Source organism: Pseudomonas sp. NPDC089530 (assembly GCF_050280705.1).
Lineage (GTDB): Bacteria > Pseudomonadota > Gammaproteobacteria > Pseudomonadales > Pseudomonadaceae > Aquipseudomonas.
The window spans coordinates 1-19644 of record NZ_JBNNVU010000034.1 but is presented as its reverse complement, the minus strand read 5'-3'; the positions used below and the strand labels follow the sequence as shown (position 1 = coordinate 19644).

Annotated in this window: 23 protein-coding genes; 4 read left to right on the top strand and 19 right to left on the bottom strand. The window is 65.5% G+C overall.

Annotation, left to right across the window (positions count from 1 at the left end):
- Window positions 1-247: 247 nt before the first annotated feature.
- Complete coding sequence (locus tag ACQKQA_RS15000; RefSeq protein WP_427558752.1) at window positions 248-1453, top strand: MFS transporter; 1206 nt, start codon at window positions 248-250, stop codon at window positions 1451-1453.
- 51 nt (window positions 1454-1504) lie between these two features.
- Entirely contained in the window at window positions 1505-2404 is a 900-nt protein-coding gene (locus ACQKQA_RS14995) for a LysR family transcriptional regulator (protein ID WP_427558749.1), read from the top strand.
- A gap of 7 nt (window positions 2405-2411) precedes the next feature.
- Here the strand turns inward: ACQKQA_RS14995 and ACQKQA_RS14990 are convergent, their stop codons facing one another.
- The 11 genes from ACQKQA_RS14990 to ccmA all read right to left on the bottom strand — a co-directional run bounded on the left by ACQKQA_RS14990 (window position 2412) and on the right by ccmA (window position 11020).
- The gene (locus tag ACQKQA_RS14990; RefSeq protein WP_427558746.1) at window positions 2412-3554 is read right to left on the bottom strand and encodes a hypothetical protein; all 1143 of its coding nucleotides are present in this window, start codon (window positions 3552-3554) and stop codon (window positions 2412-2414) included.
- 100 nt (window positions 3555-3654) lie between these two features.
- Window positions 3655-4059, bottom strand: a complete 405-nt coding sequence (locus tag ACQKQA_RS14985; protein WP_427558743.1) for a hypothetical protein — start codon at window positions 4057-4059, stop codon at window positions 3655-3657.
- Between the two features lie 12 nt (window positions 4060-4071).
- Window positions 4072-5274: a c-type cytochrome biogenesis protein CcmI gene (gene ccmI / locus ACQKQA_RS14980; protein ID WP_427558740.1), complete on the bottom strand. Its 1203-nt coding sequence runs from the start codon at window positions 5272-5274 to the stop codon at window positions 4072-4074.
- The gene (locus ACQKQA_RS14975) at window positions 5271-5741 is read right to left on the bottom strand and encodes a cytochrome c-type biogenesis protein (protein WP_427558737.1); all 471 of its coding nucleotides are present in this window, start codon (window positions 5739-5741) and stop codon (window positions 5271-5273) included. The genes ccmI and ACQKQA_RS14975 overlap by 4 nt, the downstream gene beginning before the upstream one ends.
- Complete coding sequence (locus ACQKQA_RS14970) at window positions 5738-6274, bottom strand: DsbE family thiol:disulfide interchange protein (RefSeq protein WP_427558734.1); 537 nt, start codon at window positions 6272-6274, stop codon at window positions 5738-5740. Before ACQKQA_RS14970 ends, ACQKQA_RS14975 begins: the two co-directional genes overlap by 4 nt.
- The gene (locus ACQKQA_RS14965; protein WP_427558731.1) at window positions 6271-8259 is read right to left on the bottom strand and encodes a heme lyase CcmF/NrfE family subunit; all 1989 of its coding nucleotides are present in this window, start codon (window positions 8257-8259) and stop codon (window positions 6271-6273) included. The genes ACQKQA_RS14970 and ACQKQA_RS14965 overlap by 4 nt, the downstream gene beginning before the upstream one ends.
- A 3-nt stretch (window positions 8260-8262) precedes the next feature.
- Window positions 8263-8718 carry a cytochrome c maturation protein CcmE gene (ccmE, locus tag ACQKQA_RS14960; protein ID WP_427558728.1) on the bottom strand — a complete coding sequence of 152 codons (456 nt, stop codon included), beginning with the start codon at window positions 8716-8718 and terminating at the stop codon, window positions 8263-8265.
- Entirely contained in the window at window positions 8715-8891 is a 177-nt protein-coding gene (gene ccmD, locus ACQKQA_RS14955) for a heme exporter protein CcmD (RefSeq protein WP_427558725.1), read from the bottom strand. Before ccmD ends, ccmE begins: the two co-directional genes overlap by 4 nt.
- Window positions 8888-9643 (bottom strand): heme ABC transporter permease, encoded by a 756-nt coding sequence (locus tag ACQKQA_RS14950; RefSeq protein ID WP_427558722.1) that lies wholly within the window; start codon window positions 9641-9643, stop codon window positions 8888-8890. The genes ccmD and ACQKQA_RS14950 overlap by 4 nt, the downstream gene beginning before the upstream one ends.
- Window positions 9644-9719: 76 nt before the next feature.
- The gene (gene ccmB / locus ACQKQA_RS14945; RefSeq protein WP_427558720.1) at window positions 9720-10388 is read right to left on the bottom strand and encodes a heme exporter protein CcmB; all 669 of its coding nucleotides are present in this window, start codon (window positions 10386-10388) and stop codon (window positions 9720-9722) included.
- Window positions 10385-11020: a cytochrome c biogenesis heme-transporting ATPase CcmA gene (gene ccmA / locus ACQKQA_RS14940; protein WP_427558717.1), complete on the bottom strand. Its 636-nt coding sequence runs from the start codon at window positions 11018-11020 to the stop codon at window positions 10385-10387. The genes ccmB and ccmA overlap by 4 nt, the downstream gene beginning before the upstream one ends.
- 197 nt (window positions 11021-11217) lie before the next feature.
- Here ccmA and ACQKQA_RS14935 point away from each other — a divergent pair, with 197 nt between their 5' ends.
- Together ACQKQA_RS14935 and ACQKQA_RS14930 are read left to right on the top strand one after the other, a co-directional pair.
- The gene (locus ACQKQA_RS14935; RefSeq protein ID WP_427558714.1) at window positions 11218-12789 is read left to right on the top strand and encodes a flagellar hook-length control protein FliK; all 1572 of its coding nucleotides are present in this window, start codon (window positions 11218-11220) and stop codon (window positions 12787-12789) included.
- Complete coding sequence (locus ACQKQA_RS14930; protein WP_427558711.1) at window positions 12786-13115, top strand: EscU/YscU/HrcU family type III secretion system export apparatus switch protein; 330 nt, start codon at window positions 12786-12788, stop codon at window positions 13113-13115. The genes ACQKQA_RS14935 and ACQKQA_RS14930 overlap by 4 nt, the downstream gene beginning before the upstream one ends.
- Window positions 13116-13154: 39 nt before the next feature.
- Here the strand turns inward: ACQKQA_RS14930 and ACQKQA_RS14925 are convergent, their stop codons facing one another.
- The 8 genes from ACQKQA_RS14925 to ACQKQA_RS14890 all read right to left on the bottom strand — a co-directional run.
- The gene (locus ACQKQA_RS14925; RefSeq protein WP_427558708.1) at window positions 13155-13547 is read right to left on the bottom strand and encodes a DUF2802 domain-containing protein; all 393 of its coding nucleotides are present in this window, start codon (window positions 13545-13547) and stop codon (window positions 13155-13157) included.
- Window positions 13548-14030 carry a chemotaxis protein CheW gene (locus ACQKQA_RS14920; protein ID WP_011060011.1) on the bottom strand — a complete coding sequence of 161 codons (483 nt, stop codon included), beginning with the start codon at window positions 14028-14030 and terminating at the stop codon, window positions 13548-13550. It lies immediately after the preceding gene.
- A gap of 78 nt (window positions 14031-14108) precedes the next feature.
- Window positions 14109-15035, bottom strand: a complete 927-nt coding sequence (locus tag ACQKQA_RS14915) for a CheW domain-containing protein (protein WP_427558705.1) — start codon at window positions 15033-15035, stop codon at window positions 14109-14111.
- An 84-nt stretch (window positions 15036-15119) separates the two neighbouring features.
- Window positions 15120-15908, bottom strand: coding sequence for a ParA family protein (locus ACQKQA_RS14910; RefSeq protein WP_007922498.1), 789 nt, complete (start codon window positions 15906-15908; stop codon window positions 15120-15122).
- A gap of 50 nt (window positions 15909-15958) precedes the next feature.
- A complete protein-coding gene (gene motD / locus ACQKQA_RS14905; protein ID WP_427558701.1) occupies window positions 15959-16843 on the bottom strand; it encodes a flagellar motor protein MotD in 885 nt (294 codons plus the stop codon).
- A 10-nt stretch (window positions 16844-16853) separates the two neighbouring features.
- Window positions 16854-17594: a flagellar motor protein gene (locus ACQKQA_RS14900; RefSeq protein ID WP_025805217.1), complete on the bottom strand. Its 741-nt coding sequence runs from the start codon at window positions 17592-17594 to the stop codon at window positions 16854-16856.
- Window positions 17594-18721 carry a protein-glutamate methylesterase/protein-glutamine glutaminase gene (locus tag ACQKQA_RS14895; protein ID WP_427558698.1) on the bottom strand — a complete coding sequence of 376 codons (1128 nt, stop codon included), beginning with the start codon at window positions 18719-18721 and terminating at the stop codon, window positions 17594-17596. Before ACQKQA_RS14895 ends, ACQKQA_RS14900 begins: the two co-directional genes overlap by 1 nt.
- A 49-nt stretch (window positions 18722-18770) precedes the next feature.
- The coding region (locus ACQKQA_RS14890; protein ID WP_427558695.1) for a chemotaxis protein CheA at window positions 18771-19644 on the bottom strand (874 nt) is incomplete at its 5' end.

Below are 19644 nucleotides of genomic sequence, written 5' to 3'. Positions count from 1 at the left end.
TGAAGGTGGCGCAGACGTCGAGACCAGAGCGCTCCAGCGTCTGCGGAGAAAACAAGCGCGCTATCGAACTGAATGTAAGTAAATGTATCATCGGCGCGGGATGCCGGTCGCCCTCCGCCGTCTTGGGGCAGCCCTGCCCGGCAGTTATTCCTGTACGGCATGAATGCTATCGCCTGTCAGCTTCTACCGCGCCACAGGCCAACCCCTTAGCCTCGTCCGCATCCCTTTCGCTGCCACGAGAATCGCCATGACCTCCACACCCCAGGCACTGCCTGCCACCAAAACCATGACCCGCGGCATGGTGCTGCTGTTCGCCTTCTGCTGCGGCGCCATCGTCGCCAATATCTACTACGCCCAGCCGATCATCGAGCTGATCGCCCCGGACATCGGCCTGAGCAGCGCCATGGCCAGCCTGATCGTGTCCCTGACCCAGATCGGCTACGCCCTGGGCCTGTTCTTCCTGGTGCCCTTGGGCGACCTGCTGGAAAACCGCCGGCTGATGATCCTCACCAGCCTGGTGTCCATCGCCAGCCTGCTGGGGGCCGCGCTCACCCAGCAACCCAATGCCTTCCTCCTGGTTTCGCTGCTGATCGGCTTCAGCTCGGTGTCGGTGCAGATCCTGATTCCCCTGGCCGCGCACCTGACACCGGAGGAGTCCCGCGGCCGGGTGGTCGGCGGCATCATGGGCGGCCTGCTGCTGGGGATCCTCCTGGCGCGCCCGGTGTCCAGCGTGGTGGCCGATCTCTTCGGCTGGCGCGCGATGTTCATCGCCGCGGCCGTACTGATGGCCGCCATCACCGTGGTCCTGCTGCTGACCGTGCCCAAACGCCAGCCCGCCCACAGCGCCAGCTACGGCCAGTTGCTGCGCTCGCTGGGCAGCCTGCTGCGCCAGCAACCGGTACTGCGCCAGCGGGCGTTCTACCAGGCCTGCCTGTTCGCCACCTTCAGCCTGTTCTGGACCGCGGTGCCCCTGGAGCTGGCGCGCAACCACGGCCTGTCGCAAAGCCAGATCGCCCTGTTCGCCCTGGTCGGGGCCATCGGCGCTATCGCCGCGCCCATCAGCGGACGCCTGGCGGACGCCGGCCACACCCGCGTCGCGTCGTTGCTGGCCATCCTGTTCGCCGCCCTGAGCTTCCTGCCGGCCTTTTTCCATCCCGCCTACAGCGTCATCGGCCTGGCGGTGACCGGGGTGGTCCTGGACTTCTGCGTGCAGATGAACATGGTGCTCGGCCAGCGCGCGGTCTACGCCCTCGACGCCCACAGCCGCGGCCGCCTGAACGCGCTGTACATGACCAGCATCTTTATCGGCGGCGCCGTCGGCTCGTCGATTGCCAGCGCGGTGTACGAACATGCCGGCTGGCTGGGTATAGTCGCCATCGGCAGCGCCCTGCCGTTGCTGGCCCTGCTGCGCTTCCTGGGCACCGCGCAGAAGCCGCTGCCCGTCACCGCCTGAAAACGCCGCCCCCCTGAAGGGGGGCAATCGTCCCGCCCACAAGGAGTCTCGATGGACCGTCTGGCAGCCATGCAAACCTTTGTCCACGTGGTGGAAAGCGGTTCTTTCTCGGCCGCCGCCCGGCGCCTGCAGGTCGGCCAGCCGGCCGTCTCGAAAACCATCGCCCAGCTGGAGGCGCGGCTGGCGGTGCGGCTGTTGCTGCGCTCGACCCGCGGCCTGACCCCCACCGAGGCCGGCATGGCCTTCTTCGAACGGGCCAAGCGCGCCATCGACGAGGCCGACGAAGCCGACCTCGCGGCCCGCGGCGCCGGCACGGAGCTCAGGGGCACGTTGCGGATCTGTGCCGCAGTGACCTTCGCCCGGCTGCATATCGTTCCGCACCTGGGGACCTTTCTCGACCGGCATCCCGAGCTCGACATCGACGTAGTGCTGGATGACCGCAACATCAATCTGGTGGAGGCCGGCATCGACGTTTCCCTGCGCATGGGCCCCCTGAGCGACTCCGGGCTGACCGCGCGCAAGATCAGCGAATGCCGGCGCGTGGTGCTGGCCACCCCGGCCTACTTCGAACGCTACGGCGAACCCCGCGCGCCCGCCGACCTGAGCCGGCACCAGGCGATCATCTACAGCCTCGGCGGCGGCAGCCATTGGCGCTTCGAGCGCGGTGAAGAACAGCAGTCGGTGACGGTCCACGGGCGGATTCGCGTCAGCGCCGGAGAAGGTGTGCGGGCCTCGGTGCTGGCCCATCGGGGCCTGACCATGGCCTCACAATGGATGTTCGCGCCCGAGCTGGAAAGCGGCGCGGTGCGCGAGACCCTGGCGGACTGGGACCTGCCCCGCCAGGAGCTGTGGGCGGTGTTTCCCACCGGGCGCCTGAGCAGCGCCAAGGCCCGGGCCTTCGTCGACTTCGTCCAGCAGTTGCTGGCCGGGCCGGACAGTGCTCAAGGCTGAAGCGGCATCAGATCCGCGCGCGCACCAGCACTTCGACCTTGGCCGCCTCGCCCCAGCGCTGCACCCGTTCGATCAGCCCAGGGTCGGTCTCCCCCACCAGATACAGGGTTTCGACCGACTGGCGAGCCGCCCACTCGACAAACCCGCACTGCTCGAAGGCGCCGATGACCGCCAGCTGGAATTCGTTTTCATAGAAACCCGGCACCACAGGAACCTGGGTGTCGATGGCGCTGACCTCGGGCAGGAACGGACACTCCAGGTGCACCACCTCCCACTTCGCCTGGCGCCAGTTACGCAGCGCCTCGTCGAATCGGCTGCGGGCGCCCCTGACAAAGCCCTGGCCATCGATGACCATGCGCCGGTTGACGATCATCCACGCCTTGCGCTTGCGCGGCGCCTTGAGCAGCACTTCGCCGGTGACCTTCGAGGCCCGCAGCGCCAGGGCGAACACCAGCAATACCGGAACGAAGTAGCGGTAGACCGTTTCCGTCCCGGTGGCGCGGGTCAACTGGTACAGCCTGTGCACCTCGTTGCGCGCCCGTGTCAGCTCGCCAAGGCTATTCCCCAACCGGTCGAGCCAGGCCAGCACGGGCGGCGCCGAATACCCGGCGCGAAGTTCATCCAACGCCTGGATCACGGTGCCCACCGAAAGCGCTGTCAGCTTGCCGTCCGCCGTTCTCTCGAGCACCGCGAAACGCCGGCAGAGCTCATTCACCTGGGCCGCATCAGCGGCGTCCTGGAGGGTCAAGGCGGCGCGGCAGGGTTCCGGGCCCAGCAGGTCGTCGATCTCGGCCTTGAGGCGCTGGCGGGTCGAGGCCTCATGGGACTGGGCCAGTCGATAGTCGCTCTGGAACCACTCGGTCCTGACGTTCTGGGTCTCGCTGATCAGTGCCAGGGAGGCCAGCAGCAGCCAGCCGTAGTCCACGCGCTTCCAGCCGATCTCGCCCAGGCGGAAGACCGAGATCAGGCTCCAGCAGCAGAAGTAGTAGAGAAAGACGAACAGCACCAGCAGGTACACCGGCGCCAGGGAGAAGTAGATCAGTTGCGGGACTTCGACATCCACGAAGCCATGCAGGGAAAGCAGAACCGCGAGAACACCGAGCCAGAAGGCCATGGGCGCGAAATAGGGTTTGTTCAGGTCTTTCTTCATCGGGCGCTCGGATGGCGATACTCAGGAACACCCCCGTGTATCGGCCATCCACCCTGCTGCTTGAACCTGCACCGCTCGCGTCCCGCCCAGCGGCAAGCGCTTACTGGAACTGCCGCCCCAGGCCCGAAGGCACGCCGTGGACATCGGTCTCTTCCCAGGGGCCGTTGGGGCTGATGGAACGGCTCCAGCCGTTGTTCCAGCGGTAGTAGGTGCGCTGGCGGTAGAAGGTGTTGGTCTGGTCATCCAGCACATAGACCCCCAGGCGCGCGTCCCAGTGGCTGTTGCCCCCCGGTGGCGGAGCGAAGCTGGCGGAGGTGCGCGGTGGCGCCTTGGCCGGCTTGCTCGGCGTAACGGGCTTGCCCGGCTTGGTGCTCGGCGCCGTATGGGCGCCGGGTTGCCCCGACGGGATCGGCGGCGGCGCCTCGGATGGCATCGGCTCCTGGACCGCACAGGCGCTCAGCCCCAGGGCCAGGGTTAACAGGGTGATACGAGCGATGGCGCTCATGATGGGTTCTCTTTATTGATCCGGACTGTCGATGGTCAGTTGTTGCGGCGCGGTGGTGCTGCTGGCCAGAGGCTGGCTGCGACCGACCCACTCGCCAGCCGTCGGCTGGCCGGCGCGGGAAACGCGCGCCACCAGTTGGACTTGCGGAAAGTTCGACAGTTTCAATTGCGGCATCATCGCATCGGCATCCCCCAGCTCGACGGTCGCCGGCAGCTCGGCCACGGTCAGGCGCTTGGCCGCCAGCGGCGCCGGCGGACCGGAAACGGCGCGGGCAAAGATGAAGACGCTGTCGCCCGGCTGCACCTTGGCCTTCAGCTCGGCGGCCAGGTCGACCCGCACCTTGAGCAGCGCGGCGGCCTTGGCCGCGGGCGCCTGGACTACCTTGCCACCGCTGGCCAGCAGCTTCTCGGTCGCCCGGTCGATGCCGCCTTGCAGCGCGGCGCGGGAATTGTCGTCCGCCGGCAGTTGCGCCAGCAGGCGGTTCCAGTAGTCGATGGCCTGCTGATAACGCTCGCCTTCGAAGGCGGCGATGCCCAAGAGGCCCAGGCTGGTGACTTCCTTCGGATCGGCCTTCAACGCTTCGTCGGTCAGGGCCTGGACCTTGTCCGACCATTGCTTGCCGTCGGCGAAGTACTGGGCCTGCGCCCACTGGCCGAGCAGTTCCGGCTGGCGCCCGGCCAGGGCTACGGTGCGTTCGAAGATCTTCGCCGCGTCCGCCGGACGGTCCTGGGCCATGTAGGTGCGCCCGAGGAAGTACAGGCCTTCGGCGGAATCCGGCTGGGCGGCGACCGCGCGCTCCAGGCGCCGGGTCATCTCTTCCATGGATTGCGGGGCCTGGGCGAACTCACGGGTCAGCTCGACCTTGTCGCTGGCGCCGAAATGCAGGTACAGCGCCACGCCCAGCACCGGCACCAGCAGCGCCGCCAACAATGGCAGCGGCTTGCCCAGGCGCGATGCCCGGGCCGGTTCCCCGCCCTCGGTGTCGGCCAGCAGCTCGCGCGCGGCTTCGGCGCGGCCGCTGTCCATCTGCTCGGCGCTGAGCACGCCTTCGGCCTGCTGGCCTTGCAGCTCGGCCAGCCGTTCTTGATAAAGCGCCACGTTCAGCGCGGTACGATCCTCTTCCCGTTGGGCACGGCGGCCGCGCAGGATCGGGATCAGCAGAAAACTCAGGGCTACCAGGAGCAGCAGGCCTGCGGCGAGCCAGAAATCAATCATTCGTGGTCTTTATCCAACAGTTGGTCGAGGCGCTTGCGCTCATCGAGGGAAAGCGTGTTCGGGCTGTCGCTGCGCGGTACGCGCCGACGCCGGACGATCACGGCGATGATCACCAGCCCACCCAGCAGCAGGCCGGCGGGGCCGAACCAGAGCAAGGCGGTCTTGCCGGTCAGGGCCGGCTTGTAGCGCACGAAGTCGCCATAGCGGTCGACCATGAAGTCGATGATCTGCTGGTTGTCCTTGCCTTCGCCGAGCATGCGGAAGATCTCTTTGCGCAGGTCCGCGGCGATTGGCGCATTGGAGTCGGCGATGTCCTGGTTCTGGCACTTGGGGCAGCGCAGTTCCTTGGTCAACTCGTGAAAACGCTCACGCTCGGCGTCGTTGGCGAACTCGTAGGTATCGATCGCCGCGTGGGCCACGCCGGCGATGCACAGGCCCAGGACGGCCGCGGCCAGCCAGCGCTTCATGGCGTGGCCTCATCGGCCAGGGCCTGGTACTTGGCGGCCAGTTTCTCGCGCCAGACGGTTTCGTCGATTACCCCGACGTACTTGTCGCGAATGATGCCCTTGGCGTCGATGAAGAAGGTTTCCGGCGCACCGTACACGCCGAGGTTCAGGCCCAGGGTGCCCTCCTCGTCGCGGATATCCAGCAAGTAGGGGTTGTGGAATTCGGCCAGCCACTTCAGGGCGTCGGCATTGACGTCCTTGTAGTTGACGCCGTAGATGGTCACGCCCTGCTGCGCCAGCTTGTTCAGCACCGGGTGCTCGACCCGGCAGGAAATGCACCAGGTGCCCCAGACGTTGACCAGCGCCGGCTTGCCCAGCAGGTCAGCGCGGGTCAGGGTCTTGTCGCCCTGCACCGACGGCAGGGAGAACTCCGGGAACGGCTTGCCGATCATCGCCGACGGCAGCTCGGCCGGGTTCAGGAACAACCCGCGGTAGAGGAACACCGCCACCAGCAGGAACAGCGCCAGCGGCAACAACATTATCCAGCGTCTCATGCAGCGACTCCTGTCATGCCCAGGGCTTCGCGCACCCGGGTCTTCACCTTGACCCGATAGCGCCGGTCGAGGGCCGCCAGCAGGCCGCCAAGCCCGGTGAGCAGGCCGCCGAACCAGATCCAGCGGACGAACGGCTTGACGTGTACCCGCACGGCCCAGGCGCCATTGCCCAGGGGCTCGCCGAGGGCCACGTAGAGGTCACGGGTGAAACCGGCGTCGATCCCGGCTTCGGTCATCATCGAGCTCTGCACGGTGTACAGGCGTTTTTCCGGATGCAGCACCGCCACCTCCTTGCCGTCGCGGACCACCCGGACGGTGCCCTTGTCGGACGTGAAGTTCGGCCCTTCGAAGTGCTTGGCGCCGTCGAAGATGAAGTGATAGCCGGCCAGGTCCATGGATTCGCCCGGCTCCAGGCGCAGGTCGCGCTCGGCGCTGTTCTGGCTCGACAGCACCACGCCCAGGGCGCAGACCGCGATGCCCACGTGCGCCAGGTGCATGCCCCAGTAACTGCGGGTCAGGCCCGGCAGGCCCTTGAGCAGGCCTTTGTGGCGGGTCTTGTCGAGGATGTCGCGCACCCCGGCGAGCAGCACCCAGGCCGCCAGCAGGAAGGTCGCCAGCACCGCCCAGTTGAAGTCGCCGTAGGCGACACCGGCCACCACCGCCAGTGCCACGCTGCCCAGCAGTACCGGGGTCAGCATGCTCGCCAGCCACTTGAGCGGCGTGTCTTTCCAGCGCACCACCACGCCGACCGCCATCACCACCATCAGCAGCGCCATCAGCGGAATGAACAGCGCGTTGAAGTAGGGCGGACCGACCGACAGCTTGGCCCCGGTCAGGGCATCCAGCACCAGCGGGTACAGGGTGCCCAGCAGAATCATCGAGGCCGCCACCACCAGCACCAGGTTGTTGCCCAGCAGCAGGGTTTCCCGCGACCACAGGTTGAAGCCGACCTGGCTCTTGACCACCGGCGCGCGCAGGGCGAACAGGGTCAGCGACCCCCCCACCACGAACAGCAGGAAGATCAGGATGAACACCCCGCGCTCGGGGTCCGAGGCGAAAGCGTGCACCGAGGTCAGCACCCCGGAACGCACCAGGAAGGTGCCCAAGAGGCTCAGGGAGAACGCAGCGATGGCCAGCAGCACGGTCCAGCTCTTGAACACCCCGCGCTTCTCGGTGACCGCCAGCGAGTGGATCAGCGCGGTGCCCACCAGCCAGGGCATGAACGAGGCGTTTTCCACCGGGTCCCAGAACCACCAGCCGCCCCAGCCGAGTTCGTAGTAGGCCCACCAGGAGCCGAGGGTGATGCCGATGCCGAGGAACGCCCAGGCGACAATGGTCCAGGGCCGCGACCAACGTGCCCAGGCCGCGTCCAGGCGCCCGCCGAGCAAGGCGGCGATGGCGAAGGCGAAGGCCACGGAGAAACCGACATAGCCCATGTAGAGCATCGGCGGATGCACGATCAGGCCGATGTCCTGCAGCAGCGGGTTGAGGTCGCGGCCGTCACCGGGAACCTGGGGCAGGATCCGCGTGAAGGGGTTGGAGGTCACGATCAGGAACAGCAGGAAGCCGCTGCTGATCATGCCCATCACCGCCAGCACCCGCGCCAGCATCACCTGGGGCAACTGCCGGGAGAACACCGACACGGCGAAGGTCCAGCCGCCGAGGATCAGCGCCCAGAGCAGCAGCGAGCCTTCGTGGGCGCCCCACACCGCGCTGAACTTGTAGTACCAGGGCAAGGCGCTGTTGGAGTTGCTGGCGACATAGGCCACCGAGAAATCGTCGGTCATGAAGGCGTAGGTCAGGCAACCGAAGGCGAAGACGAGGAAGGCGAACTGCCCCCAGGCCGCAGGTTGCGCCAGGCCCATCCACAAGCGGTCGCCGCGCCAGGCGCCGAGCAGCGGCACCACGGCCTGGACCAGGGCCAGGCACAGGGCCAGGATCATCGCCAGGTGGCCCAGTTCGGGAATGAAGATAGCGGACGTCATCGATCAACCCTCCTTGGCCGGAACCGGCGCCGGTTGGCCACTGTCTTTCAGGGCCTTGGTCACTTCCGGTGGCATGTACTTCTCGTCGTGCTTGGCCAGCACTTCGTCGGCCACCACCACGCCGTCGGCGTTGAGCTTGCCCAGGGCGACGATGCCCTGCCCTTCGCGGAACAGGTCCGGGAGGATGCCGCGGTAGGTGATGGTCACGGCCTTGTTGAAGTCGGTGACCACGAAGCGCACGTCCAGCGAATCCGCGGAACGTTGCAGCGAGCCCATCTCGACCATGCCGCCGGCACGGATCCGCGTGTCATGGGGGGCTTCGCCGTTGGCGATCTGGGTCGGGGTGTAGAACAGGTTGATGTTCTGTTGCAGGGCGCTCAGGGCCAGGCCGACGGCGATACCCACGCCCGCCAGCACGCCAAGGATGATCAACAGACGCTTTTTACGCAGCGGATTCACTGATTGTTCTCCCGGCGCAGACGACGCGCCTCTTGTTGCAGGTAGCGCTTGCGGGCCAGCACTGGCGCCGCCACGTTGAGGACCAGCACCGCCAGGCAGATGCCGTAGGCCGACCACACATACAGGCCGTGATGGCCCATGGCGAGAAAGTCGGCGAAGGAAGCGAAACTCATCGCGCGCCCTCCAGGCTGTTTTGCACTTCGGCCTTGACCCAGCTGGCGCGGGCTTCGCGCTTGAGCACTTCCAGGCGCATGCGCAGCAGCAGCACCGCGCCGAAGAAACAATAGAAACCCAGTGCCGTCAGCAGCAGCGGCAGCCACATTTCGACGGGCATCGCCGGTTTTTCGGTGAGGGTGAAGGTCGAGCCCTGGTGCAGGGTGTTCCACCACTCCACCGAGTATTTGATGATCGGGATGTTGATCACGCCGACGATCGCCAGCACCGCGCAGGCCTTGGCCGCGCTATCGCGATTGCTGATGGCGTTGCCCAGGGCGATCACCCCGAAATACAGGAACAGCAGGATCAGCATCGAGGTCAGGCGCGCGTCCCAGACCCACCACGAACCCCAGGTCGGCTTGCCCCAGATGGCCCCGGTGACCAGCGCCACGGCAGTCATCCAGGCACCGATGGGCGCTGCGCATTGCAGGGCGACGTCGGCCAGTTTCATCTTCCACACCAGGCCGACCACCCCGCACACCGCCAGCATCACGTAGATGGACTGGGCCAGCATGGCGGTGGGCACGTGGATGTAGATGATGCGAAAGCTGTTGCCTTGCTGATAGTCCGGCGGCGCGAAGGCCAGGCCCCAGACGACGCCAATGGTGATCAGCAGCAAGGCTGCGATGCTCAGCCAGGGCAACAGCTTGCTGCTGATGCCGTAAAACCACTTGGGCGAGCCGAGCTTATGAAACCAGGTCCAGTTCATACTGTTTCCATCACGGGTGCCGGGCGTTGTCACGCACGGCCAGGGTCTTTACTGATCAAAATTTGATCAGACCTCATTATTCGCCGACGCTGATCTTCAGGCCAGCTGCTATTGCAAAGGGTGTCAGGGTTACTGCCAGGGCGGTCAGGCTGCCAAGCCACAGCAGATAACCGGTCGCCGGCATGCCTTGCAGGGCCGCCTGCAAGGCGCCACTACCGAGAATCAATACCGGGATGTACAGGGGCAGGATCAGCAGCGCCAGCAGCAAGCCGCCGCGCTTGAGCCCTACCGTCAACGCCGCGCCCACCGCCCCCAGCAGGCTCAGCACCGGAGTGCCCAGCAGCAGGGACGCCAACAGCACCGGCAGGCAGGCCGCAGGCAGGCCGAGCATCAGGGCCAACAGGGGCGCAAGCAATACCAGTGCCAGGCCGGAGAAGGCCCAGTGTGCCAGTACCTTGGCCAGAACCAGAAGAGGCAGGGGGTGCGACGAAAGGACCCACTGTTCCAGGGATCCGTCCTCGAAATCGCTGCGGAAAAGCCCGTCCAGCGAGAGCAAAACCGATAAAAGGGCCGCTACCCAGACCAGCCCCGGAGACAAGGTTTGCAACAATTGTGTCTCAGGTCCCACCGCCAACGGGAACAGTGCGACAACGATGGCGAAGAACACCAGCGGGTTGGCCAGCTCGGCGGGACGGCGGAACAGCAGCCGGGATTCGCGGGCGACCAGCAGTCCGAACACTCTCATACGGCCCAATGCCCCAGGTCGATGTTGCGATAACCGGACGGCATGCGGCAGAGGCTGTGGTGGGTGGTGAGGACCACCATGCCGCCACGCTCGCAGTGGCCGGCCAGGTGTTCTTCCAGTTGCGCCACACCCTGTTTGTCCAGGGCGGTGAAGGGTTCGTCGAGGATCCACAGCGGCGGGCTGTCGAGGTACAGACGGGCCAGCGCCACCCGGCGCTGCTGGCCGGCGGACAGGGTGTGGCAGGGCACATCCTCGAAACCGCGCAAGCCGACCGCCGCCAGGGCCCGCCAGATCGCGTCGTGTTCGGCAGGCTGATGCAGGGCGCAGAGCCAGCTGAGGTTTTCCTCGGGGGTCAGCAGGTCCTTGATCCCCGCCGCATGGCCGATCCACAACAGGTTGCGCGCCAGCTCCGTACGCTGGGCGTTGAGCGGCTGGCCGTTGAGCAGCACCTGGCCGCTGGTCGGCTGCATCAACCCGGCCAGCAGGCGCAACAGGCTGGTCTTGCCGCTGCCGTTGGGGCCGCTGATCTGCAACATGTCGCCGCTGGCCAGACGCAGTTCGAGCTTTTCGAAGAGCAGCCGCAGGTCTCGCTCACAGGCGAGCGCTACGGCTTCTAGAAGGGGACTGGTCAAATGATCGCGGGCCTTTACGGTTCAAGTCGGCAGTGAAGCAGCCGTTAAAGAGATGCAGAATAAACGCATCGGCGGCCTGTTCCAGAGAGCTGCGTCAAACTTTTGCGATGTTTTCGCCACGCCCCCCGAAGACGGGCGGCATTATACATGCGATGCCCTACTCTCAAGAGGGCTATTTCTCCACAGGTTGTGTCCAGATGACAGGCGAAATCACCCTCCCCCCGCTGCCGCAGCTGATGCCGGGAACCGTGCGCGCGCTGCCGGTCAGCGGCGAGCTGCTCAAACTGTTGCAGCCGCTGGAAGGGTTGATCGCCACGGGTCAGTCGGCCAAGGCCGAGGTGCTGTCGCTCAAGCAGGCGGACCAGACATTCCAGCTGCTGCTCAAGGTCACCCTCGACAGCGGCCGGCAGACCACGCTCCAGGCCACCAGCAGCCAGCCGCTGCCCCAGGGCACCAGCCTGCTGGTGACCCAACCCTCGGCCAGCAGCCTGGTCATCACCGTGCAGCAGGCCCTCGCCGCCAGCGTCGCCACCCTGACCCGGATCGACACCGCGCAACTGCCGGTCGGCACCCTGCTGCAAGGCAAGGTGCTGACCACCCAGTTGCAACCTCAGGCAGCCGGACAACCAGCGGTCTATCGCTCGCTGGTGAGCCTGCTCAACACCGCCCTGAGCGGCAGCACCCTGAGCATCGACAGCCTGCAACCCTTGCGCATCGGCAGCCTGTTGAGCGCCCTGGTGCAGGGCTCGCAAACCTTGAACTTCGTACCGCTGAGCGGGCGCCAGGAACAGCTGGCGGTCGCCCAGCAACTGGCCGCCCAGCAAAGCCGCCAGGCCTCGCTGAGCGGCCTGATCAACGCGCTGCAGAACCTGCCGCCGTCCGACGCCACGTCCAGCGAACTGCGCGTCGCGGTGGACAAGCTGCTGGTCGGCTTGCCCGACCTCCAGCAACTGAGCAACCCCAAGGCGCTGGCCCAGGCCCTGGGCAACAGCGGCGCCTTTCTCGAATCGCGGCTGCTGGCCGGCGACGGCCCGGCCCCGAGCGGTGACCTGAAGGGCAACCTGCTGCGCCTGATCGCCCAACTGACCCCTAGCCTGCCGGCCAGCACCAACCTCAACGCCATCGTTGCCGCCAATACCCTGGCCCAGGTGCTGCCGAGTTTTGTCCGCAGCGCCCTGGGCACCCTTGGCCAGGTCAGCGCCAAGCCCCAGCCCGGCGGCTTCCCCCTGCCCTCGCGACTGCTGCAAAGCCTGGAAGCGGAAGGCGATCTGGAACACCTGCTGCGCCTGGCGGCGGCGGCCGTCTCACGCCTGCAGAGCCATCAGCTGGCGAGCCTGGAACAGAGCGGCCTGACCGACGACGGACGGCTGCTGACCACCTGGCAGCTGGAGATTCCCATGCGCACGATGCAGGACGTCGTGCCCTTGCAGGTCAAGCTCCAGCGCGAGGACCCGGCGGAGCAGGCGCCCGAGGAAAAGCGCGAGGAACGCGAACCGAAACAGCAGCTGTGGCGCGTCGAACTGGCGTTCGACCTCGAGCCGCTGGGCCCGCTGCAAGTGCAGGCGCAGTTGCTCAAGGGCCGCCTGTCCAGCCAGCTCTGGGCGCAGCGACCATTTACCGCCAACCTGATCGAAAACCACCTGGGCAGCCTGCGTGAACGGCTGCTCTCCTGCGGCCTGGATGTCGGCGACCTGGATTGCCATCTCGGCACCCCGCCGCAAGGCCCGAAAACCCGACTGGAACAACGCTGGGTCGACGAAACCGCATGAACCATTCCAACCCGCCACGCCAGGCCATCGCCCTCAAGTACGACGGCCAGCACGCCCCTACGTTGACCGCCAAGGGCGACGACGAACTGGCCGAAGCCATCCTGAAAATCGCCCGGGACAGTGAAGTACCGATCTATGAAAACGCCGAGCTGGTGAAGCTGCTGGCGCGCCTGGAACTGGGCGACAGCATTCCCGAAGCGTTGTACCTGACCATCGCCGAAATCATCGCCTTCGCCTGGAACCTGAAGGGCAAGTTCCCGGCCGGGCATGAACCGCAGGCAGCGGTGCTGGAGAAGGATGTGACGCTAAGCGGGGATGATTACTGATCTGTAGCCGCTGCCACAGGCCGCGGCTACAGGGGGACTTCAGCTTTTGTGCAACTTGCTCATCAACTCGGCCTCGGCCTGGGTCAGGCCGCAGGACTGAGTGAGTTCGTCGACGCTGGCGCCCATGCCCACCAGGCGCGCGGCCTGGGCGAAGGACAGGCTCGACGGATCGCGCTGTTCCAGCTGGGCCAGCTTGTCCGGCAGCGGGCCGACCACCGAGCGCAGCTCGTGCAGGTCTTCGCCCATGCGCACCGTACCGTTCTGGTAGTCATCGACGCGCTTGGCCAGGTCCTTGATGCGCTGATCGCGCAACGCATCGTTCCGGGCCTGCTGCTCGGCAACCTGCCGCTGCTTACGGGTGTACGACAAAAACAGCGCCAGAGTGGCTACCCAGAGGATAGCCAGGACAATTACCGCAACCTCGAGAATCAATCAGATACTCTCCAGTTCCGACCACTCTTCCTCGCTCATCATCTTGTCCAGCTCAACCAGAATCAGCAGCTCGCCGTTCTTGTTGCAGACGCCCTGGATGAACTTGGCCGATTCTTCGTTGCCGACGTTCGGCGCGGTCTCGACTTCCGACTGACGCAGGTAAACCACTTCCGCCACGCTGTCGACCATGATCCCGACCACTTGCTTGTCGGCTTCGATGATCACGATACGGGTGTTGTCGTTGACCTCGGTCGGCACCAGGCCGAAACGCTGGCGGGTGTCGATCACGGTCACCACGTTGCCGCGCAGGTTGATGATGCCCAGCACATAGCTCGGGGCACCCGGCACCGGTGCGATCTCGGTGTAACGCAACACTTCCTGCACGCGCATCACGTTGATACCGTAGGACTCGTTATCCAGCTTGAACGTTACCCATTGCAGGATCGGATCTTCAGAACCCTGTGCAGACGACGACTTATTCATACCCCTGACCCCTCAAAAAACCGTTGCTGACGGTGTGTGTTCTATCGGATCGCGCCCGCGGCGCGACCTGTTGTTGGTCTATACCGGCTTGGGCGCCGGCTTGCTGATCGCCATGTGTTTCGCCCCGCCGCTGGCGATCAGCTCGGCCAGTTCGGAAACGTCCAGCAGCGCGCACATGTGTTCGATCACCGTGCCCGCCAGCCATGGCCGCTGGCCACGGTGGCTGCGCCATTTGATTTCGTTCGGGTCCAGGCGCAACGAGCGGCTGACCTGATGCACTGCCAGCCCCCACTCGTAGCCCTGGACCGAGATCACGTATTGCAGCCCCTGGCGGAAATCGTCGCGATAGCGGTCCGGCATCACCCAGCGCGCGGTATCCAGCACTTTCAGGTTGCCGGCCTGGCTCGGCAGGATCCCGAGGAACCATTCCGGCTGGCCGAACAGCGGTGTCAATTCCTGCCCCGCCAGGGAGTAGATCGAGCCCAGGCAGACCAGCGGCACCGCCAGGGTCAACCCGGCGACATCGAACAGCAGGCACTCGAAAGGCTCCGCAGCCCAGCTCGGCCGGTCGTCCCCCACCACTGGCGGTGGCGTGCTGCTCGGTGGCCGATGCACTTCGACCACCGGCTCGACCAGGCCTTGCAGCAAGGGCGCAACGGTCGACAGCGTAGACGGCAACGGTGCGGGCGCCTCCAGCACAGGAGCGACCACAGGTTCTTCGGCGCGGGCCGGTGACGCGACAACCGCCGGTTCAGGCGCGGGTCGCTGGGCCTGGGCATCGCGCGCCTGCTCTTCGAGCACCGCGGCCTGGAACTCATCCAGGACCTCGGTCGCGGCGACGACCTCGGCCACCACGGCCTGAGCTTCAGCCTGAATCTGGAGCTGAATGTCCGGCTGCGCCTCGGCAACCGCATATTCTTCTTCGGTGGCATCCTGCAGCAACGCGTCCAGGTAGGACTGCAGCGCCAGCTGCGGCCGGGACTTGATGTCGAGAGGACGGTTCATGAGGATGCCCACGGATAAAACCCAGCACAGTGACCTGTAGGGTTTATCGGCCAGATCGACGACAGACTTGAATGATCCGGCACGTCAAGCCACCTGCGGAACAAGTTGCTGGGCCAGCAAATGCTTGAGCAAGGCGCGATAGGCCAGTACGCCGCGGCTCTTGCCATCGAACTGCGAAGGCGTCAGCCCCGCCCGGCTGGCGTCGCGCAAGCGCGTGTCGACCGGGATATAACCCTGCCAGATCTCATCCGGGAACTTGTCCCGCAGCACCCGCAAGGTGCCCAGGGAGGCCTGGGTGCGGCGGTCGAACAGGGTCGGCACGATGCTGAACGGCAACGCCTGTTTGCGCGAGCGGTTGATCATCGCCAAGGTATTGACCATGCGCTCCAGGCCTTTGACCGCCAGGTGCTCGGTCTGCACCGGGATCACCAGTTGCTGGCTCGCCGCCAGGGCATTGACCATCAGCACGCCGAGCAAGGGCGGGCTGTCGATCACCGCATAGTCGAAATCCTGCCACAACTGCGCCAGGCTCTTGGCGATCACCAGGCCCAGGCCGCTCTGGCCCGGCGACTGGCGTTCCAGGGTCGCCAGCGCGGTGCTCGATGGCAGCAGGGAAATACGTTCGTCGCTGGTCGACAGCAGCAACTGCCCGGGCAAGCCCTCGGGCACGCTGCCCTTGTGCAGGAACAGGTCGTAGTTGCTGTGTTCCAGGCTGTCGGGGTCATAGCCGAAATAGCTGGTCATGGAGCCGTGGGGGTCGAGATCGACCACGACCACGCGCTTGCCCGCCTCGGCCAGCAAACCGGCCAAAGCGATGGAACTGGTGGTCTTACCGACACCACCCTTTTGATTGGCAACTGCCCAGACTCTCATTCAGATCGTTCCTCCCGGCCGGCAGGGGCCGACCGAGACATAGCACCCAGTTATAAAGTCGGTGACGGAGAATTGACGGCACTCTCGCGTCCCGGCGTCTTGAGGGGGGTTGGTGCAGTTTGTGTGCCAGCCCGCTTCAAGGCCGCATCCGGCGTCGCGTGGGCGCTGCCGGTGCCCGTCAGGCTGCGGCGTACATCGAGATTGCGCGATACCACCAGCACTACCCGACGATTGCGGGCACGACCGTCGGCCGTCGCGTTATTGGCTACCGGCTGGAACTCGCCGTAGCCGACCGACGCCATGCGCGCCGGGTTGACCCCCTGCATCGCCATCATCCGCACGATGCTCGCCGAGCGGGCCGACGACAGCTCCCAGTTGGTCGGGTACTGCGCGGTCTGGATCGGCTGGTTATCGGTGAAGCCTTCGACGTGAATCGGGTTGTCGAAGGGCTTGAGGATCCCCGCCACCTTGTCGATGATGTTGAACGCCAGGTCGCTGGGCATGGCATCGCCGCTGCCGAACAGCAGGCTGGAGTTGAGTTCGATCTCGACCCACAGCTCGTTGCCGCGCACCGTCATCTGGTTGGAACTGATCAGGTCGCCGAAGGCGGCGCTGATGTCGTCGGCGATGCTTTTCAGCGGGTCGCTGGCGCCGGCGATGCCGGCATCGGTCTGCTCGCTGTCCTTGACCAGCGGCTTGGCCGGGGTCACGGTCTTGGGGCGCTCTTCGCCGATGGGAATCGGCTTGAGGGCGCGGTCCGAGTCGGTGAACACACCGATCAGCGCTTCGGAAATGACCTTGTACTTGCCCTCGTTGATCGAGGAGATCGAGTACATGACCACGAAAAACGCGAACAGCAAGGTGATGAAATCCGCGTAGGACACCAGCCAACGCTCATGGTTGACGTGTTCTTCGTGCTGGCGACGACGTGCCATGGCTATTCCCTTAGTCCATGAAGCCTTGCAGCTTCAACTCGATGGAGCGAGGGTTTTCACCTTCGGCAATCGACAGGATTCCTTCAAGCAACATTTCGCGATAACGCGACTGCCGCAAGGCTATGGACTTGAGCTTGGCGGCGATCGGCAGCAGCACCAGGTTGGCGCTGGCCACACCGTAGATGGTCGCCACGAAGGCCACGGCGATACCGCTGCCCAATTGCGACGGGTCGGCCAGGTTACCCATCACGTGGATCAGGCCCATGACCGCACCGATGATCCCGATGGTCGGCGCATAGCCGCCCATGCTTTCAAAGACTTTCGCCGCTTCGATGTCACGGCTTTCCTGGGTGTAGAAATCCACTTCCAGGATGCTGCGGATGGACTCCGGCTCAGCGCCGTCCACCAGCAGTTGCAGGCCCTTGCGCGAGTAGGTGTCCGGCTCGGCATCCGCCACGCCTTCCAGGCCCAGCAGACCTTCCTTGCGGGCGGTCAGGCTCCAGTTGACGACGCGGTCGATGCCGCCGGCCAGGTCGACCCGCGGCGGAAACAGGATCCAGCCGAGAATCTGCATGGCGCGCTTGAAGGCGCTCAACGGCGACTGCAGCAGCGCCGCACCGATGGTCCCGCCCAGCACGATCAGCGCCGCCGGGCCATTGGCCAGGGCCGACAGATGACCGCCTTCCAGGTAGTTGCCACCGATGATGGCGACGAACGCCATGATGATGCCGATGAGGCTTAGAACATCCATCAGAGACACGCCTCGACCAGATGCTTGCCGATGTCGTCCAGGCTGTACACCGCATCCGCCAGCTCCGCCTTGACGATCGCCATCGGCATGCCGTAGATCACGCAGCTCGCCTCGTCCTGGGCCCAGACCGCGCTACCGCCCTGTTTGAGCAGGCGCGCGCCCTCGCGGCCGTCGGCGCCCATGCCGGTGAGGACCACCGCCAGAACTTTGTCGCCGTAGGACTTGGCCGCCGAACCGAAGGTGATGTCCACGCACGGCTTGTAGTTGAGACGCTCGTCGCCCGGCAGGATTTTCACCGCGCCACGGCCGTCGATCATCATCTGCTTGCCGCCCGGTGCCAGCAACGCCAGGCCAGGACGCAGGATGTCGCCATCCTCGGCTTCCTTGACGCTGATCCGGCAGAGCTTGTCCAGACGCTCGGCAAAGGCCTTGGTGAAGGCCGCCGGCATGTGCTGGATCAGCACGATCGGCGCCGGGAAGTTGGCCGGCAGTTGGGTCAGTACCCGCTGCAGCGCCACCGGACCACCGGTGGAAGTACCGATGGCCACCAGCTTGTAGGCCTTGCGCTTGGGCGCCGCCGACGAGCTGGCGGCCGAGGTGCGCGCAGGCGCTGGCGCCGGGGCCGGACGGGCCGGAACCGGGCTGCTGAAACTGCTGGTGCTCGACGGCGCAGGCGCAGGCGCCGCCGCCGGTTGTGGCGCCGGGGCGCTGTAGCTGCTGAAGCGACGGTTGCTGCGCGAGATGCTGTGGACCTTCTCGCACAGCAGTTGCTTGACCTTCTCGGGATTGCGCGAGATGTCTTCGAAATTCTTCGGCAGGAAATCCACCGCGCCGGCGTCCAGCGCATCCAGGGTCACCCGGGCGCCTTCATGGGTCAGCGAGGAGAACATCAATACCGGCGTCGGACAGCGCTGCATGATGTGCCGCACAGCCGTGATGCCATCCATCATCGGCATCTCGTAGTCCATGGTGATCACGTCCGGCTTGAGCGCCAGGGCCTGATCGATCGCCTCTTTACCGTTGGTCGCGGTACCGACGACCTGGATATTGATATCCGCTGAAAGAATTTCCGAGACGCGGCGGCGGAAAAAACCCGAATCGTCCACCACCAGGACTTTGACTGCCATAAACACTCCGTTAGGCGGGGCAAGGCAAATGGCCCCGCCCCTCCGGTATTCAAATACGCCGTGCGGCGTAACGCTTGAGCATGCTCGGGACATCGAGAATCAGGGCGATGCGGCCGTCACCGGTAATGGTGGCGCCGGACATGCCAGGAGTCCCCTGGAGCATCTTGCCCAATGGCTTGATGACGACTTCTTCCTGGCCGACCAGTTGATCGACGACGAAGCCGATCCGCTGGGTGCCCACCGAAAGGATCACCACGTGGCCTTCACGCTGCTCTTCGTGAGCGGCGGAACTGACCAGCCAGCGCTTGAGGTAGAACAGTGGCAGCGCCTTGTCGCGCACGATCACCACTTCCTGGCCGTCGACCACGTTGGTGCGCGACAGGTCCAGGTGGAAGATCTCGTTGACGTTGACCAGCGGGAAGGCGAACGCCTGGTTACCCAGCATCACCATCAGGGTCGGCATGATCGCCAGGGTCAACGGCACCTTGATGACGATCTTCGAGCCCTGGCCCTTGGTCGAGTAGATGTTGATCGAACCGTTGAGCTGGGAAATCTTGGTCTTCACCACGTCCATGCCCACGCCGCGGCCGGACACGTCGGAGATCTCGGTCTTGGTCGAGAAGCCCGGGGCGAAGATCAGGTTGTAGCACTCGGTGTCGCTCAGGCGATCGGCGGCATCCTTGTCCATCACCCCGCGCTTGACCGCGATGGCGCGCAGGACGTTCGGGTCCATGCCCTTGCCGTCGTCGGAGATCGACAACAGGATGTGGTCGCCCTCCTGCTCGGCCGCCAGCACCACCTTGCCACTACGGGCCTTGCCCGACTCTTCGCGCTCTTCCGGCGACTCGATACCGTGGTCGACAGCGTTGCGCACCAAGTGCACCAGCGGGTCGGCCAGGGCCTCGACGAGGTTCTTGTCGAGG

Bases quoted from the DNA above. Each gene is read 5' to 3' on its own strand.
- ACQKQA_RS15000 (WP_427558752.1), top strand. From the start codon at position 248: ATGACCTCCACACCCCAGGCACTGCCTGCCACCAAAACCATGACCCGC.
- ACQKQA_RS14995 (WP_427558749.1), top strand. From the start codon at position 1,505: ATGGACCGTCTGGCAGCCATGCAAACCTTTGTCCACGTGGTGGAAAGC.
- ACQKQA_RS14990 (WP_427558746.1), bottom strand. From the start codon at position 3,554: ATGAAGAAAGACCTGAACAAACCCTATTTCGCGCCCATGGCCTTCTGG.
- ACQKQA_RS14985 (WP_427558743.1), bottom strand. From the start codon at position 4,059: ATGAGCGCCATCGCTCGTATCACCCTGTTAACCCTGGCCCTGGGGCTG.
- ccmI (WP_427558740.1), bottom strand. From the start codon at position 5,274: ATGATTGATTTCTGGCTCGCCGCAGGCCTGCTGCTCCTGGTAGCCCTG.
- ACQKQA_RS14975 (WP_427558737.1), bottom strand. From the start codon at position 5,741: ATGAAGCGCTGGCTGGCCGCGGCCGTCCTGGGCCTGTGCATCGCCGGC.
- ACQKQA_RS14970 (WP_427558734.1), bottom strand. From the start codon at position 6,274: ATGAGACGCTGGATAATGTTGTTGCCGCTGGCGCTGTTCCTGCTGGTG.
- ACQKQA_RS14965 (WP_427558731.1), bottom strand. From the start codon at position 8,259: ATGACGTCCGCTATCTTCATTCCCGAACTGGGCCACCTGGCGATGATC.
- ccmD (WP_427558725.1), bottom strand. From the start codon at position 8,891: ATGAGTTTCGCTTCCTTCGCCGACTTTCTCGCCATGGGCCATCACGGC.
- ACQKQA_RS14950 (WP_427558722.1), bottom strand. From the start codon at position 9,643: ATGAACTGGACCTGGTTTCATAAGCTCGGCTCGCCCAAGTGGTTTTAC.
- ccmB (WP_427558720.1), bottom strand. From the start codon at position 10,388: ATGAGAGTGTTCGGACTGCTGGTCGCCCGCGAATCCCGGCTGCTGTTC.
- ACQKQA_RS14935 (WP_427558714.1), top strand. From the start codon at position 11,218: ATGACAGGCGAAATCACCCTCCCCCCGCTGCCGCAGCTGATGCCGGGA.
- ACQKQA_RS14930 (WP_427558711.1), top strand. From the start codon at position 12,786: ATGAACCATTCCAACCCGCCACGCCAGGCCATCGCCCTCAAGTACGAC.
- ACQKQA_RS14920 (WP_011060011.1), bottom strand. From the start codon at position 14,030: ATGAATAAGTCGTCGTCTGCACAGGGTTCTGAAGATCCGATCCTGCAA.
- ACQKQA_RS14915 (WP_427558705.1), bottom strand. From the start codon at position 15,035: ATGAACCGTCCTCTCGACATCAAGTCCCGGCCGCAGCTGGCGCTGCAG.
- ACQKQA_RS14910 (WP_007922498.1), bottom strand. From the start codon at position 15,908: ATGAGAGTCTGGGCAGTTGCCAATCAAAAGGGTGGTGTCGGTAAGACC.
- motD (WP_427558701.1), bottom strand. From the start codon at position 16,843: ATGGCACGTCGTCGCCAGCACGAAGAACACGTCAACCATGAGCGTTGG.
- ACQKQA_RS14900 (WP_025805217.1), bottom strand. From the start codon at position 17,594: ATGGATGTTCTAAGCCTCATCGGCATCATCATGGCGTTCGTCGCCATC.
- ACQKQA_RS14895 (WP_427558698.1), bottom strand. From the start codon at position 18,721: ATGGCAGTCAAAGTCCTGGTGGTGGACGATTCGGGTTTTTTCCGCCGC.